This is a genomic window from Prauserella alba, from assembly GCF_024171735.1.
Lineage (GTDB): Bacteria > Actinomycetota > Actinomycetes > Mycobacteriales > Pseudonocardiaceae > Prauserella > Prauserella alba.
Genome location: NZ_JAMTCH010000005.1, coordinates 607,097 through 622,203, shown reverse-complemented (window position 1 = coordinate 622,203; position 15,107 = coordinate 607,097). Strand labels below are relative to the sequence as shown.

The following is a 15,107-nucleotide window of genomic DNA, read 5'->3' as shown; positions in this document are numbered from 1 at the left end:
GAGTTGGCGATGGCCGGGCGGAGGGAGGGCGCTGAATTGCCCCCAAGGGCACTTTGGTTGCGTTGAATGCAACCAAAGTGCCCCCGGGGGCTACGCCCGGCCTGCCGACGGGGGTGCACACGGCTCGCGAAAGAATGCGGTTCATGGCGACAGTCGCACAGTGGATCGAAGGCGCACGTCCGCGCACGCTGCCCAACGCCGTCGCACCCGTCCTCGCGGGTGCGGGCGTGGCCGCCCAGCTGGGGGCGTTCTCGTGGTGGCGGACCCTGCTGGCACTGCTGGTGGCCCTGGCGCTGATCGTCGGCGTCAACTACGCCAACGACTACTCCGACGGTGTGCGCGGCACCGACGCCGACCGCGTCGGCCCGCTGCGGCTGGTCGGTTCGGGCGCGGCGCTGCCGATCCAGGTGCTGACGGCGGCCGTGACCTGCCTGGCCGCGGCCGCGGTGTTCGGCCTGGCGCTGGTGGTCGCAACGGGGCACTGGCGTCTCCTGCTGCTCGGCGGCATGTGCCTGGCCGCGGCGTGGTTCTACACCGGCGGGCGCAGTCCGTACGGCTACAAGGGCTTCGGCGAGGTCACCGTGTTCGTGTTCTTCGGGCTGGCCGCCGTGCTGGGCACCGTGTACGTGCAGGCGGGCACGCTCAGCTGGGAGGCGCTGGGCTGCGCGGTCGCGGTGGGCGCGCTGTCGTCGGCGGTGCTGGTGGCCAACAACCTGCGCGACATCCCGACCGACCTCGAATCCGGCAAGCGCACCTTGGCAGTACTGCTCGGGGATCCGCGTTCACGCTGGCTCTACGTCGCACTGGCCGCGGTGTCGGTCGTGGTGACGGTGGCGCTCGGGCTGGCGCATCCGCTCGCGTTCGTCGCGCTGGCTGCCGTGTTGCTGCTGATCAATCCGGTCCGGGTGGTCGCGGGCGGGCGCACCGGTCTGGACCTGGTCCCCGTACTGCGCGACACCGGCCTGGCGATGCTGGCGTGGGCCGTCCTCGCCGGGGGAGCACTGGCCTTCTCCTGAGTCCGGAAGCACTCCACGGCGGTACCTGAAACCGCGGTCCTGACACAGCGGCACCGGACACAGCGGCACCGGACACAGCGGCACCCGACTCCCGCGGCACCCGCCCACTGCTCCGGTGCCCCCGTGCCCACCCGGTATCCGCCTGCCCGCCCGCTTTCCGACCCGCTCGGTCCGGGCAACGGCTCCGACACCGACCGTCACCAGGAGTCGGTGCGCTACAATGCAGGGGACGGTTGAAAACGCCAGCCGGCTCACCACCCATTGCGGGTGGCCGCTGGCCGTGCCGTTCCCGGTGTACGACGACCCATCCGTCCTGACGGCTCATGTGTTCGGACAAGGCGCTCCGCGGCTGCCTGCCAAGGCATCCGAAAGGAGACCTGTTGTCCGTCTTCCCCTCGGAAGGAAACGCGCCGTTTCCGCAGTCGGCCGGCTCGTCGGTGCCGCCGGCTCCCCGCTCCGAGACCCGCGGCCGGGACGTGCTCCGTCTCGAAGGCGAGGTCGACCAGCTCTCCGTGCCGGCCCTTGCCGACACGATCCTCGGCCGGCTCGACGAAACGGCCGACCCACTGATCATCGACCTCAGCGCGGTCACCTTCCTGTGCGTCGACGGGTTGCAGCTGCTCGCCAAAGCCGCCGACCGTGCGACGTTGCTGGGCATCGAGTTGCACGTAGTCTCGGGTGGTGCGCGTGCGGTCGAGCGCGGGCTACTCGCTGCGCGACTCGAGCACCTGGTCGCGGCCGACCCGTCGTCCGGCACCACGAGCGCACAGCAGCAGTAGGACGGTGGCTGGAGGACCACGCGGATGAACGCACCGGACAGTGCCGGCGAGGAGCCCGTACCGACGACTGTCGCCGACATGGTGGCAGGACTGGGCACGCTGCCCAAGATCATGCTCAGCACCGACGCCATCGACGAGGTGATCTGGAAGACCGCGACGCTCGCCGTCCAGGCTGCCGACGACGTCGACGCGTGCGGGGTGACGGTGGTGCGCGACGGCGGGCCGATCTCCCTGCTCCGCTCCGAGGCCGAGTACTCCGACCTGGAGGAGTTGCAGTACGCCGCCGAGGACGGCCCGGCGATGCAGGCGATGCGCGAGCGGAAGCCCGTCCTGGTCACCGCCATGGACGACGAACACCGGTGGGGCGACTATCCGGGCCGAGCGGCCGCGAGGGGCGTCGGGTCCTCGATGTCGATCCCGCTGATCGCCGGCGAACAGGTGCTCGGCTCGCTCAACTTCTACGCCAAGCGCGACGAGGTGTTCGGCCCGTCGTTCGTTCTCGGCCAGCTCGTCGCCGACCTGGCCGCGAGCGCGCTGTGGTGCCTGCTCAAGCATGCCGACAAGCAGGAGCTGGGCGACCAGCTGGAACAGGTCCTCACCTCTCGCGAGGTCATCGACCAGGCCAAGGGGATCCTTATCGCGCAGCAGGGCTGCGACGCGGACGGTGCCTTCAAGCTGCTGCGGCAAGCCAGTCAGAACCGCAACGTCAAGCTCCGCGACATCGCCGCCGAGGTCGTCAGCAGCCAGGCACAGCAACGCTGATGTGCCCGGCCGCCGTGCGGGACGAGCCTGCCCCGCCGCTCACCCCGTGGGGAGAGCCCACACCGTCACGCACGGCCTAGCGGCCACCCGAACCGTGCGCACTGCGGTGCGTCGTACGGGTCCGGCCACGACGGTCACTCGCCGGCCGAGTCCGGCGGCGAGTCCTGTGACTCCCGGCCCTGCTCCCGCTGTTCACGCGTCTCGCTCGCGGCGGCTCGTTGCCGAGCCTGTTCGGCTTCGGCTTCCTTCTGCTCGGCTTCCCGCTGCGCTTCTCCCTTCTCCCGCTGCTGCCGGCCCTCACGCTCCAGTGAGTCCTGGCCGGCCAGGGCACCCGCTGCCTGTTTGAGACGGCCCTTGGCCGACTCGACGGCTCCGGTGATGCCCTCGTCGGCGTCGCCTGTGCGGTTCTCGGTCATGATCGTGGTTCCTTTCGGTCTCGGAGATTCTCGACGGTCGACAGGCCTGTGCGGAGTCGTTCTTCAGCGGCCGTGTGCGCTTCTCACCACCCGTTCCGCTCGGGCGGTTGGCCGCGGCGAATGCGCCACTTCGCCGGGTGTCATCCACCGCGGGTGTGCTCGGGCCGTTGGGGCACGGCATCCGCCACCTCGTCACCACTGCCGTAGTCGCGGTTCGGCAAGGCGCGCAACGCACGCAGCGTCCGCGGTTCGGCTTCGCGCGCCTCCGCGTAAGCCACCAGGGTTTCCTTGTCTGCCGGGAACTGCACGCCTTGGATGGCCTTGCGCACCCGGCGATCATCTGCATCGGTCATCGGATACTCCTTGTCGAGGTCAAGTTCGGCTCAACGGGGCGAAGTCACGAGCAGCGACGAACTCCGGTCGGTGTCCAGGAGCCGCATACGGTTCGGTCAGAGCGTTGTCGACGCTGTTGAACACCACGAAGAGATTCGAGCGCGGGTAGGGCGTGATGTTGTTGCCCGAAGCGTGCATCGAGTTGCTGTCGAACCACAGGGCGGTCCCGGCCGGACCGGTGAACTGCTCGATCCCGTGCCGTTCCACCAGCCGTGTGATGTCCTCCTCGGCGGGTACGCCGATCCGCTGCCGCTCGAGCGAAGAACGGTAGTTGTCCTCCGGGGTCTCCCCGACACAGGGCACGAACGTGGCGTGCGCACCCGGAACCAGCATGAGCCCACCGTTGAAGGGGTGGTTGTCGGTCAGGCTGATCGACAGGCTGACCGCGCGTGGTGCCGGCATACCGTCCTCGGCGTGCCAGGACTCGAAGTCGGAATGCCAGTAGAATCCACTACCCGTGAAGCCCGGCATGAAGTTGACCCGGCTCTGATGCACGTATACGTCCGAGCCCAGTAACTGCCGGGCGTGGTCGAGAATCCGAGGCCGGCGGATCAGCGCGGCGACCGCCTCGCTGAGTCGGTGCACCGCGAAGATCGACCGCACCTCCCGCGAATCGGGCTCCAGCACCAGTCGGCCATCGCCCCGCAACTCGGAATCGGCGGCGAGCAGGTACAGCTCCTCGCGGTACCTTCGGGCTTCTTCCGGCCCCAACAGACGCTGGGTGTGAAAACCTTTCGTCGTGTGCGCGGCGAGTTCCCCCGGACCAGCAGGTCCTTTTCGGACTCCGGGCCACACCACGGGATCACGACGCTCGATCCACGAGGAGGCGCTCCGGAGGCGGGTGGGATAACGGTCTGTGGTGACGACGTCGGCGACTGTCATTCGGCATCTCCCTCCCAGTCGCACAGGTGATGTGCATCGTTCGAGACACAGCCGCAGGAAGCCACAAGACTTCGAACGGAGACCCCGGCGACGGAGAAACGGCGCAGACGGAGAGACGCGGAAACCCGACGTAAGGAAAGCAGACCAGTGCGGTCAACGCAGGCACAGCCGCGTGCGAACGCCCTCCGCCTTCCGAGGGCCCTCGCCAGCTGGCCGCGAAGCATTCAACTGACGCGCTGTCACGGCCGGATTACCACCATGTGCGATGGCTAAACGCCCGATCCGATGTGGATGTACCCGCACCGGCCTACTGCACTCGGGGCTCCATCGGCGCGCACCTCCCCGGCACATCGATGACGAGGCCCCGGGGACTCCCCTGCGCCGAACGGGACGGTTTCCGTATCGGCACTGGTCCGATCCAGCCGGTGTTCCCCTGTCGGATTCGAGGCCACACGATCCCTCGCGGGCAGCTCGCCACGATCCGCTCGACGCGTCATCGAAGGCCTCGCGTGCCCGGGCACCGGCACGCCCATCGCATTCGATGCGCGAATGCATTACGGTCGGGACAGTCCCCGCGCGGTCGAAGCGTGCGCCGCGCACCGCGGGATCCGGTGTGGTGCAGCGCATCCGATGCGTTCCGTGAGCCTGTCCGACTCCGTCGATCCGGACGGTGAGTCCAGCTCCCGACAATCGCGACACCCTGTCGTCTCACCCTGTTGTCTCACGATGTCGTCGTGCGCTGTCTTCCCGCCACGTCCGGTCGACGTTTGCATTCGTCATTTCTCGGGTACCAACCCGCCCTGAAAGAGTTTGGAGGCCGACATGAGACTGGCCGCGCTGCGGCACGTGTACGAACAGCCAGGACCGTGCGCCACGGTCTATCTGGAGGGTCGCTCGCCCGGAGAGGACGCCAAGGAGCAGACACGACTGCGTTGGCGTGAGTTGCGTGAGCGGCTGCAATCCCAAGGGGCGGCGGAAAGTGCGCTCGAGGCGCTCGACGATGCCCTCGCCCCCGCGATTTCCGGTGAAGAGCAAGCCAACGGCCGAGTGCTGGTCGCCAACGCGGAGACCGTCGCGTTGCAAGCGCCCTGGGATGCGTCGCTCGGCGGCGGCGATGACGCGGTCTGGCAAGAGCTGCCCCACCTGGGACCGTACGTACGCGAACACGCACGCTCGATCAGGGAGCTCGTGGTACTGGCCAGCCAAACGGGCGCGACTGTACGCCAGTTGGTGATCGCCGAACAGCACGAACCGCGGGAAGTCGGTTCGCAGGACGTCGAAGGCAGCGCCTACGAACAGGTGCACAAGCCCCGGGGACAGGCGGAATCCCACAGCCGGATCCAGAACCGCGCCGATGAAGCAGTCAGCCAGAACGCCAAGGACGTCGTCGAGCGGCTACGCAAGATCAGCTCGAACTTCCAGCCACATGTCCTCGTACTGGCCGGCGAAACGCAGGGCCGCCAAGCCATTCGCGCCGAACTGCACGACGAACTCGCCACCATTCTGTCCGAAACGGACCGCGGTGGTGAGGGACACAACGAGTCCGACATGGCCCTCACCGACGAGCTGCTACGCATCGCCGAGGAAGCCGGCGAACGCCGGGCACACCAGCGCAGCGAACAATGGCAGAAGGCGCTGGCACACGACCTCGCCGTGCAGGGCGCGCAGTCCGTCGCGCGCGCCGCCGAGCTCGGCGCGGTCGAGACTCTGCTGCTCGAACCCGGTGCGGAGGCCACCCGCGAGGCGTTTCTGCTCAAAACCTGCAGCCAGACCGACGCCGGCGTCGACCTGGTTGCCAGCGGCAGCGAGCTCGACGAGGGCGTCGGCGCGATCCTGCGCTACCCCGTGAACTTCTGACAGCACCTCGACTTCTCACGGCGCCTCGATACGAAGTATTTCGACGGCACAAGAAGGGAAGGCCCATGACGACAGCACGAGAGATCATGACCAGCGGCGCCGAATGCGTCGCTACAGACCAGACCGCGGCTGACGCCGCACGGCTGATGGCACAGCACGGCACGGGTGCCGTGCCGATCTGCGGACCGGACAACAAACTCAAAGGAGTCGTGACGGACCGCGACATCACCGTCAAGGTGGTCGCACAGGGCAGGGATGCGGGGACGTTCCCGGCGGGCGACCTCAATCAGGCACAGGCCGTCACCATCGGCGCCGACGACTCCGCCGACGAAGTGCTGGCGACCATGACCCAGCACAAGGTGCGGCGGCTCCCGGTGATCGACGACGAACGGCTCGTGGGCATGATCAGCATCGCGGATGTCGCCCACGCGTTACCGAACGCCACTACCGGCGAACTGGTCGCGGCCCTCTCCACCGGGTGAGCGTTCGCGTCCGATACGGGCATCACCGTCGCCGAGGCTCGCCCTGCGGGCCTCGGCGACGGGCGGGCGCACCCACGACCGTGGCCGTCGGCGTGTGCTCGTGATCGCTTCCTCGTTCTGCGCGCGACCCGGCGTGCGTACGGCTGCCGTTGCGGATGACAACGGCAGCCGCGGCTCGAAGGGATCGCTCTCGCCGTCCCTTCCTTACGGGAAGCGGCCCGTGTCCAGGAAGCGGTTCAGGGCCGCCAGATGCGGGTCGAGATCGAAACCCTGCTCGGCGATCCAGTCGTCGGAGTAGTAGGTGTTGGCGTAGCGCTCACCGCCGTCACACAGCAGTGTCACCACACTGCCCCGCTCCCCCGCGGCGAGCATGCGTGCGATCACCGTGAACGCGCCGTGCAGGTTGGTTCCGGTGGAACCGCCCGCCCAGTGCCCGGTGCGTTCCCGCAGGAACCGGATGGCCGCCATCGACGCCGCGTCCGGCACGCGGAACATGTCGTCGATGATCTCCGGCACGAACGACGGCTCCACCCGTGGCCGTCCGATGCCCTCGATGCGGGACGGCATACCGGTGGCGTAGTCGCGAGCACCGGTCTCCCATGCGCCGTAGAACGCAGAGTTCTCCGGGTCGACGACCGCGATGCGCGTGTCGTAGCGGCGGTAGCGCGCGTAGCGCCCGAACGTGGCGCTCGTGCCGCCCGTGCCCGCACCGACGACGATCCACGCGGGCACGGGGTGCCGCTCCAGCTCCAACTGGGCGAACACGGATTCGGCGATGTTGTTGTTGCCCCGCCAGTCGGTGGCCCGCTCGGCATAGGTGAACTGGTCCAGGTAGTGCCCGCCGCACTCGGAGGCGAGCCGTTCGGCCTCGCTGTACATCGCGACCGGCACGTCGACGAAGTGGCACCGCCCGCCGTAGAACTCGATGAGGTCGATCTTCTCCTGGCTGGTCTTGCGCGGGACGACGGTCACGAAGTCGAGACCGAGCATGCGCGCGAAGTACGCCTCGGACACGGCGGTGGACCCGCTGGAGGCTTCGAGCAACGTCGTTTCCGGCCCGATCTGGCCGTTGACGAGCCCGTACAGCACCAGCGAACGCGCGAGGCGGTGTTTGAGCGAGCCCGTGGGGTGGACGGATTCGTCCTTGAGGTACAGGTCGATGCCCCACTCGGGCGGCAGTGGGAAGACGTGGAGGTGCGTGTCCGCGGAACGGTTGGCGTCGGCCTCGATGATGCGGATCGCCTCGCGCACCCACTCCCGATGCGTCGGTGCCGCCGTCACTCGCCGGTCCTCTCGCCTGCCGTGCCGCCGGTGGCCTTGCCGGTGTCGGCGGCGTCGTCAACGCTGTCGTCGTCAATGGCGTCGTCGTCAGTGGCGCTGTCGACGCTGTCGTCGTCCGTGCTGCCGGCAGTGCCGTCACCGGCCGCGGCGCTTGCTTCGGTGTCACCGCTGTCGTCAGCCGGGGTCGCGGCCTGCGCAGGCGCGACACGTTCGCCGCGCAGCTCGGCGCGCAGGCGGGCGCGTTCCCTGGCGCGGTGTTTGTTCCGTTCGGCGAGCCCGGCGATCACGCGGGCGTTGAGACCGCGCAACAGCAGCATGCCGAGCGGCAGGCCGACGACCAGTCCGACGAGCACCGCCACCAGCAACGGCACCCCGACGACGATGAGCAACGCGGCGATCGCGGCGACGAGCGCGAACCGCGCGAGCAGGTACAGCGTCAGGTCGCGCCCCAGCCGTGCCGGGGCCGCGGCGGACGAAGATGCTGGTGCGTTCACGTTTTACGAGGTTACGCCGTCGCCGTCGGCGTCGAGCAGACGGTTGTTGGGCCTGCCTTCGAAACGCGTGGACAGCACGACGGTGGTGCGCGTGCGCGCGACGCCGCCGATCCGGCGGAGCCTGCCGAGCGTGTGCTCCAGCTCGTCGACGGTCTCCACGCGCACCTTGACGACGAACGCCTCGTCACCGGCCACGGCGTAGCAGCTCTCCACCTCGGCGAGGCCGATCAGTTCGTCGGCGATCTCGTCGTTGGAGCCGGTGTCGGTGGGCTGAATGCCGACGAGTGCGGTCACCCCGAGTCCGACGGAACGCGGGTCCACCGTCGCGTGGTAACCCGTGATGACGCCTGCGGCCTCGAGTTTGCCGACCCGCTCGTGCACCGACGACGGCGACAGTCCGACGGCTCTGCCGATGTCGGCGTACGTCGCCCTGCCGTTGTCGCGGAGGGCGGCGATGATTTTCCGGTCGAGGCGGTCCACGCGGCCACGTTAAAGGCCGCCCCGTACGAGGCGCCCGTCCGGGTTCGCCACCGGTAGCACCACGACCTGGGAAAATGTCCGAACCGGCCCGTTTGTCCATTACCTCCTCTTTACTCGACAAACACCGTTCGAGTACCCGACGGGCGGAGTGCAACGATTGCGGAACAGTCCTGCATCTGGACAGACATCAACGGTGGTTCAAAGGAGGCGGATTCGTGACCGCAACCACAGGAGGACGGCTGCTCACCCCGGGTGAGGTCGCTGCGTTGTTCCGCGTGGATCCGAAGACGGTGACGCGCTGGGCCACGGCGGGCCGGATCGGTTCCATTCGCACCCCGGGCGGACACCGCCGGTTCCGGGAAGCCGAGGTCAACGAGCTGCTCGCGGAGCTGACCACCGACCCCGACGGACCACAGAACTCCTGAGGTTCTCCGCCGGGAACGCGGCGGCGTGTCCGGATCGCCCGTTGCGGACCGGCGACCGCCGCGGACCCGTTAGGCTGGTGGCAGTCAGCCCATGGGAAGGAGCGGGCATGTTGTATTTGCTCGCGGTGGTCGGCGCCATCACGATCTCCGTCGTGGTGTGGCGATTGCTGAGCCAGGAGCGCGTCGGCGCAGGCACCAAGCCGAATCGCGCCAACCCGGTCGCGCCGGACGACGACCCGGAATTCCTGCGCAAGCTCGGCGAACAGAAGCCCAAACGCCCCGACGAGGACGACACCAAGTAGCTGCGAGCGCGTCGGCCGCGGCCCGGTCCGGATGGACCAGGGCCGCGGCCGACATGCTTGTCAGTGACCGTCAACACCGCGGGAGGCGACGGCTGCCCTCCCCGGCAGCGCGGCACAGTCGCCACGGAGCGGGCAGCGCCACCGTGGCGCGGGTGATCAGTGGGCCATGCGGTCCAGGGTGAAGCCGTCAGCGACCGTGGCCGCCAGCTCCAGCAGCGCCGTCCGAGTGGCCTTGCCCAGCCGCTCCAGATCGATCTCGGCGCCCTCTTCGAGGTGCGGATCGAACGGCACCTTGACCACGCCGCGAGTGCGGGCCGAGAAGTGCGCCGTGAGCTTGTCGAGGTCGACCGACCCGGACTTCGGGCGCACCGAGTTGATCACCGTGATCGAACGCTGCACCAGCTCGCCGTAGCCGTGCGCATCGAGCCAGTCGAGCGTCGCGGACGCGCTGCGGGCACCGTCCACCGAACCGGACGACACGATGACCAGCGAATCGGCGAGGTCGAGAACACCCTTCATCGCCGAGTGCATCAGTCCGGTGCCGCAGTCGGTGAGCACGATGTTGTAGAAGTGCTCGAGCAGGTCGACGGCCCTGCGGTAGTCGTTCTCGGAGAACGCCTCCGACACGGCCGGATCCTGCTCACTGGCGAGGATCTCGAGCCTGCTGCCGCCCTGTGACGTATACGCCCGCACGTCGCTGTAGCGCGTGATGCGGTCGGCGTCGCGCAACAGGTGCCGCACCGTCGCCGTCGTCTCGATCGGGATCTTCTGCGACAGGGTGCCACGGTCCGGGTTGGCGTCCACGGCGATCACCCGGTCACCGCGCAGCGACGCGAACGTCGACCCGAGCGTCGTCGTGGTCGTCGTCTTGCCGACACCGCCCTTGAGACTGAGGATGCCGATCTTGTAGCAACCACGCAGCGGCTGCTGCACCCGCGCGGTCAGGTCACGCTCGGCACGGTCCGCGGGCCCCTCGCCCGGGTTGACGAGCTTGCCCGTGCCGACGTACAGCGCCTTGCGCCAGCCGGACCGCGGCGGCCGCTTGTTCTGCTTGACCAGGCTGCTGCCCGCCAGGTCGGCGGGACCGCCCTGTGCGGAACGCTGCGGCTGCGGTAACGGCGGCAGCCCCTGCTCGCCCTGCTGGCCCTGCGGCACGGCCTGCTGTGGGTGCTGAGCGTGCTGGGCCTGCATCGGCTGTTGCAGCGGTGCCTGCTGCGGTGGCTGCTGGGGCGGTGGCTGCTGCGGCTGGCCCTGTTGCGGCTGGCCCTGTTGCGGTTGCGCCGGCCGGCCGAACTGGCCTGCCTGGCCTTCGAAGTACCGCTGCGTGTAGGACTCCCGCGGCGCCTCCGGCGGCTGCGCGTAGTGCGGCGGCTCGTACTGCGGCTGCTCCGGTTGCGGCTGCTCGGGGTGGGTGGGATCGAAGTGCGGCTGCCCCTGGCCCGCCTGCTGCGGCTGCTGGCCCGGATGCGGCGGCTGGCCGTGCCCGTGCTGGGCGAACTGGGAGTACTGCGCGTACTGCTGGTACGCCACGGCGTGCGACTGGTGGCCGTCCCCGGCGGTCTGGTCCGGCGTCAGCGGCGGCAGGTTCGGGTCGTAGGGCTGCTGGGCCGGGTAGTGCACCGCGGGATGAGTCTCCGCGGCCGACGGGACGGAGCCGGGTTGCTGCGGCTGCGGCGGGCTGACGCGCTGCGTCACCTCCGGGCTGTCGGGCGCACTCATCGGATCCGCGGGCGCCGGATCCACCGGCATGGGGGCGGAATCCGTGACATCACCCGCCGCGTCCGCGGCGTCGCGGCTGTGGTGCGCCCCATGAGGCTTCTGCGGTTCCTGCCCGTTGGGGTCGTTCGCTGCGGTCACCGCTTCAATCCTTCGCATGGTCGTCCTACCAGGTGCGACGCTACCCGGCACCCGACGGTTCCGTCAGCCAACTCCCGCGTACGAGTGGAGGCCGGTGGTGACGAGGTTGACGAAGAACAGGTTGAACACCGTCACTGCGAAACCGATCACATTGATGACCGCGGCACGGTTCCCGCGCCACCCCGCCGTGGCACGGGAATGCAGGTAGGCCGCGTAGACGATCCACGCGATGAACGCGACCGTCTCCTTCGGATCCCAGCCCCAGAACCGGCCCCACGCGGCTTCGGCCCAGACCGCTCCGCACAGTACGCCGAAGGTGAAGACCGGGAACGCGAAGACCGTCGTCCGGTACGCGACGCGGTCGAGCACGTCCTTCGCGGGGAGCTTCGCCGCGAACTTCGCGAACTTCTCCGGGTGACTCTCGTTACGCGCCTTGATCAGGTAGAAGATGCTCGCGACACCGGGCACGAGGAACACGCCGGACGAGGCCGCGGCGGCCGCGACGTGGATGATCAGCCAGTACGACTGGAGCGCGGGCTGCAGCGGGGCGGCGACGGCGTAGAGCCACGTGCCGCCGACGAACATCAGGATCACGTTCGGCAGCAGGACGAACATCGACAGGTGCCGCACCGGGTGTTTGCGCAACAGCACCAACCACGCCGCGACGGCGACGAAGCACGTGATCATCACGTACTCGTACATGTTTCCCCAGGGCACGCGGGCCGTCGCGAGCCCGCGCAGCACGAGCGCCGACGCGTGCAGCAGCAGGCCCAGCACCGTGAGCGCGACGCCCATGCGGCCGAACCGCTCCGCCCTCGTCGGCGCCGCGCCCGTGTTGCCGTTCCCGGGGCCCGTGTTGCCGTTTCCAGAGCCCGTGTTGCCGATTCCGGGGTCCGTGTTGCGGTTTCCGGGGTCCGTGTTGCGGTTTCCGGGGTCCGTGTTGCGGTTTCCGGTGCCTGCGCCCACGAGTTCGCGGCTGCGCGTGCGCTCGGCGGCCTGCCTGCCGTGTCGGCCGAAGGACTGCTCGACGAGGAAGAACACCATCGCCAGGATGTAGACGACGACGGATGTGGTGTACGACCAGTCGCTGTACTGCGACAACGTCTCGTTGACCGGCATCTCCAGGCCCTTCTACTTCCGGCCGAGGAGGTCTGCCGCGATGCGCGTGAACTCCTCGCCGTACCCGGCTTGATCGGTGCGGGCGAGCCCGCCCACTTCTACTACGGTACGTCGTTCACTGGGTCCGTTGTCACCCGCCGCCGTGTCACCCGCCGCCGTGTCACCCGAAGCTGTGTCACCCGCCGCCGTGTTATCCGCAGCGCCGTCACCGGCCACTGTGTCGTCCGCAGCTGTGTCGTCCGCAGCTGTGTCGTCCGCAGCTGTGTCGTCCGCGGCGCCGGCTGGCTGGCCGTCCCCGCCCGCGGGAGTGGCGCGCACCCACAGCCTGCGCCGTTTGATGAACAGCGAGGCCCCGAGCCCGGCGAACATCACCACCGCCGAGGCGAGCACCCAGTTCTGCAGCGGGTCGTGCGAGACCTGCAGCGCGACGAACCGTTCGACGCCGTCGAAGTGCACCGTCGTGCCGTCTTCGAGGGTCAGCGACTGGCCGACCTCCAGGTTCTCGCGTGCGACCCGCTCCAACCTGCCCGCCTCGACCATCGACTGGTCGATCTCGAAGATGGACTGTCCCCGTCCCGAGTCGACCCCCAGATCGCCGCGCATGATGTCGACCGCGACCGTCGGGTTGTTCAGCTGCGGCCCCGCCGACGACAGGATGCTGCCGTGCATCGACGGTGTCGGCGCGAACAGGCCCGTCACGGCGAGCTGCCGTTCGCGCCGTTCGGCCGGGTCGGTGATGCCCGGTTCCTCGAACTTCGTCGCACCCTCGGACAGGTACGTCTGCTGGTCGACCGGCCGCCACTGGATGGTCTGGGTGCGGCTCTGGCCGTCGGGGAACGTCACCGTGAACGTCGGCGCGTAACCGTGGTTGAGCAGGTACAACCGGTCGCCCGCGGTGCGCAGCGGCTCGTTGACCTCGAGGTGGTGCGACCGCCACGTGCCGGTCGTCAGATCCTCGCCCGACTGGTAGTCGATGTCGGACTCGTAGGCCACCGGCTGGCCGTTGCGGTACCGCGCGTCGAAGTCGTTGACCCGCACGCAGAACGGGTTCAGCTGCGTACCGTCGACCTGCAGCCCCGGTTCGAACGAGTCGTAGTTGTAGATACCGGAGTTGCAGAACTCGGTCCCGTCGGCGAGCACCACGACCTGGCCCTCGTACGAGTACAGCGCGCCGCCCGCGAACGAGATGATCACGCCGAGCATGCCGAAGTGGAACAGCAGGTTTCCGGTTTCACGCAGGTAGCCGCGTTCGGCGCTGATACTGCGGGCGCCGCCGGCCTCCTCGCGTTCGGTGAGGCGCCACCCGCGCAGGCGTTTGCGCGCCGCGGCCATCACGGCGTCGACGTCATCGGAGGTCTCGGCCCGTTCGTGGTGCGGCAGCCTGCGCAGGTTCCGCGGCGTCAGCACCGGCTTGGAGCGCATGCTGCGGACGTAGTCCGACGTCCGCGGCACGAGACACCCGATGATCGACACCATCAGCAGCAGGTAGATCGCCGAGAACCAGACGCTGGAGTAGACGTCGAACATCTGCAGGCTGTCGAGCAGACTGCCCCACCAGCCGTGCTCGGCCAGGTAGCCGTTGACGTTCCGTTCGTTGACCGACCGCTGTGGCAGCAACGCACCCGGCAGGGCGGCGACGGCCAGCAGGAACAGCAGGATCAGCGCGGTGCGCATCGACGTCAGGCCACGCCAGGTGTTGCGGACGAACGCCCACGCCCTGCGCAGCGGTGTCGCGCGGTAGGCGGGCGTGGGGTCGTCGGCCTTGTCGGTCCGCTGGGGCGGCGCTGGGGTCACAGGGGCAACCTCGTGTCGGTGATGAAGGCGTCCCGCAGCCACGACGTGAGCTCCATCCACAGCCCCGTGACCAGCATGATCCCGACGACCAGCAGTAGCGCGCCGCCGAAGAGCTGCACGCGCCTGCCGTTGCGGCGCAGCCACGCCGTCGCGGAGACGGCCCACTTCGTGCCCGCGGAGATGAGCAGGAACGGCAGGCCGAGGCCGATGCAGTAGACGAGTACGAGCAGGAACCCGCGTGCACCGGTGCTGCCGCTGGCCGCGGAGATCGCGAGCACGCCCGACAACGTCGGCCCGATGCACGGGGTCCAGCCGAGGCCGAACACCGCACCCAGCACGGGCGCACCCCACAGGCCCGCGCGCGGGACGTGGTGCGAACGCACCTCCCGCTGCAGTCCGGGTACGAGTCCGAGGAACACGAACGCCATGAAGATGGTGATCACACCGCCGACGCGCTGCAGCGTCTCGGCGTTGACGAGGAGAGCGTCGGCCAGCCAGACGAGACCGCCGACACCGGCGGTGAACACCACGGTGAAGCCGAGCACGAACAGGGCGGTCGCCGCGACGACGGGACGTTTGCCGCGTTTCGGCTGCTCGGCCGCCTCCTCCGCGTCGACGGCCGGGGCGTCGGAGCCGACCAGTGCGGCGAGGTAGGCCAGGTACCCCGGGACGAGCGGCACGACGCACGGCGAGGCGAACGAGATCGTGCCCGCGAGCAGGGCCACGGCTGCGGCCAGCAGCAGGGGCCCTGACATCGCCAGCTCGGTC

17 protein-coding genes are annotated in these 15,107 nt (G+C 69.0%); 7 read left to right on the top strand and 10 right to left on the bottom strand.

The annotated features are described in order from the left end of the window. The first annotated feature begins 143 nt into the window (after nucleotides 1–143). The 3 genes from LY12_RS18530 (at nucleotide 144) to LY12_RS18520 (ending at nucleotide 2,557) form a co-directional block, all read left to right on the top strand. Nucleotides 144–1,016: a 1,4-dihydroxy-2-naphthoate polyprenyltransferase gene (locus LY12_RS18530; RefSeq protein WP_253858463.1), complete on the top strand. Its 873-nt coding sequence runs from the start codon at nucleotides 144–146 to the stop codon at nucleotides 1,014–1,016. A 380-nt stretch (nucleotides 1,017–1,396) separates the two neighbouring features. Next, a complete protein-coding gene (locus LY12_RS18525) occupies nucleotides 1,397–1,795 on the top strand; it encodes an STAS domain-containing protein (protein ID WP_253858452.1) in 399 nt (132 codons plus the stop codon). Between the two features lie 24 nt (nucleotides 1,796–1,819). Next, the gene (locus LY12_RS18520) at nucleotides 1,820–2,557 is read left to right on the top strand and encodes a GAF and ANTAR domain-containing protein (protein ID WP_253858449.1); all 738 of its coding nucleotides are present in this window, start codon (nucleotides 1,820–1,822) and stop codon (nucleotides 2,555–2,557) included. A 134-nt stretch (nucleotides 2,558–2,691) separates the two neighbouring features. Here the strand turns inward: LY12_RS18520 and mbp1 are convergent, their stop codons facing one another. From mbp1 to thpD, 3 genes are all read right to left on the bottom strand, one after another. Continuing rightward, complete coding sequence (gene mbp1 / locus LY12_RS18515) at nucleotides 2,692–2,973, bottom strand: microaggregate-binding protein 1 (protein ID WP_253858446.1); 282 nt, start codon at nucleotides 2,971–2,973, stop codon at nucleotides 2,692–2,694. 140 nt (nucleotides 2,974–3,113) lie between these two features. Further along, on the bottom strand, nucleotides 3,114–3,326 hold the full coding sequence (locus tag LY12_RS18510) for a DUF2795 domain-containing protein (protein WP_253858445.1): 213 nt from the start codon (nucleotides 3,324–3,326) through the stop codon (nucleotides 3,114–3,116). A 19-nt stretch (nucleotides 3,327–3,345) separates the two neighbouring features. Beyond that, entirely contained in the window at nucleotides 3,346–4,248 is a 903-nt protein-coding gene (gene thpD, locus LY12_RS18505) for an ectoine hydroxylase (RefSeq protein ID WP_253858443.1), read from the bottom strand. Nucleotides 4,249–5,070: 822 nt separating this feature from the next. Between thpD and LY12_RS18500 the strand changes: the two genes are divergently transcribed. Both LY12_RS18500 and LY12_RS18495 read left to right on the top strand, forming a co-directional pair. Next, entirely contained in the window at nucleotides 5,071–6,105 is a 1,035-nt protein-coding gene (locus LY12_RS18500; RefSeq protein WP_253858441.1) for a baeRF2 domain-containing protein, read from the top strand. A gap of 65 nt (nucleotides 6,106–6,170) precedes the next feature. Continuing rightward, a complete protein-coding gene (locus LY12_RS18495) occupies nucleotides 6,171–6,587 on the top strand; it encodes a CBS domain-containing protein (protein ID WP_253858432.1) in 417 nt (138 codons plus the stop codon). 204 nt (nucleotides 6,588–6,791) lie between these two features. Here LY12_RS18495 and cds1 read toward each other — a convergent pair whose 3' ends face one another. Genes cds1 through LY12_RS18480 form a run of 3 tightly spaced genes read right to left on the bottom strand, consistent with a single transcriptional unit; the run spans nucleotide 6,792 to nucleotide 8,842 of the window. Next, nucleotides 6,792–7,868 carry an L-cysteine desulfhydrase Cds1 gene (gene cds1 / locus LY12_RS18490; protein WP_253858427.1) on the bottom strand — a complete coding sequence of 359 codons (1,077 nt, stop codon included), beginning with the start codon at nucleotides 7,866–7,868 and terminating at the stop codon, nucleotides 6,792–6,794. After that, complete coding sequence (locus tag LY12_RS18485) at nucleotides 7,865–8,362, bottom strand: DUF4229 domain-containing protein (protein WP_253858425.1); 498 nt, start codon at nucleotides 8,360–8,362, stop codon at nucleotides 7,865–7,867. Before LY12_RS18485 ends, cds1 begins: the two co-directional genes overlap by 4 nt. A 3-nt stretch (nucleotides 8,363–8,365) precedes the next feature. After that, complete coding sequence (locus tag LY12_RS18480) at nucleotides 8,366–8,842, bottom strand: Lrp/AsnC family transcriptional regulator (protein ID WP_253858424.1); 477 nt, start codon at nucleotides 8,840–8,842, stop codon at nucleotides 8,366–8,368. Between the two features lie 215 nt (nucleotides 8,843–9,057). On the opposite strand from LY12_RS18480, the gene LY12_RS18475 reads away from it, so the two are divergent. After that, nucleotides 9,058–9,267, top strand: a complete 210-nt coding sequence (locus tag LY12_RS18475) for a BldC family transcriptional regulator (RefSeq protein ID WP_183779939.1) — start codon at nucleotides 9,058–9,060, stop codon at nucleotides 9,265–9,267. A gap of 107 nt (nucleotides 9,268–9,374) precedes the next feature. Further along, nucleotides 9,375–9,569 carry a hypothetical protein gene (locus tag LY12_RS18470; protein WP_253827709.1) on the top strand — a complete coding sequence of 65 codons (195 nt, stop codon included), beginning with the start codon at nucleotides 9,375–9,377 and terminating at the stop codon, nucleotides 9,567–9,569. Nucleotides 9,570–9,725: 156 nt separating this feature from the next. On the opposite strand, the gene LY12_RS18465 is transcribed toward LY12_RS18470, so the two are convergent. The 4 genes from LY12_RS18465 to LY12_RS18450 form a co-directional block, all read right to left on the bottom strand. Beyond that, nucleotides 9,726–11,099, bottom strand: coding sequence for a MinD/ParA family ATP-binding protein (locus LY12_RS18465; protein WP_372493573.1), 1,374 nt, complete (start codon nucleotides 11,097–11,099; stop codon nucleotides 9,726–9,728). Nucleotides 11,100–11,489: 390 nt separating this feature from the next. After that, a complete protein-coding gene (ccsB, locus tag LY12_RS18460) occupies nucleotides 11,490–12,545 on the bottom strand; it encodes a c-type cytochrome biogenesis protein CcsB (protein WP_253858419.1) in 1,056 nt (351 codons plus the stop codon). Nucleotides 12,546–12,557: 12 nt separating this feature from the next. Then, nucleotides 12,558–14,339, bottom strand: a complete 1,782-nt coding sequence (resB, locus tag LY12_RS18455) for a cytochrome c biogenesis protein ResB (protein WP_372493558.1) — start codon at nucleotides 14,337–14,339, stop codon at nucleotides 12,558–12,560. Next, entirely contained in the window at nucleotides 14,336–15,094 is a 759-nt protein-coding gene (locus LY12_RS18450; protein WP_253858903.1) for a cytochrome c biogenesis CcdA family protein, read from the bottom strand. The genes resB and LY12_RS18450 overlap by 4 nt, the downstream gene beginning before the upstream one ends. Between the last annotated feature and the right edge of the window lie 13 nt (nucleotides 15,095–15,107).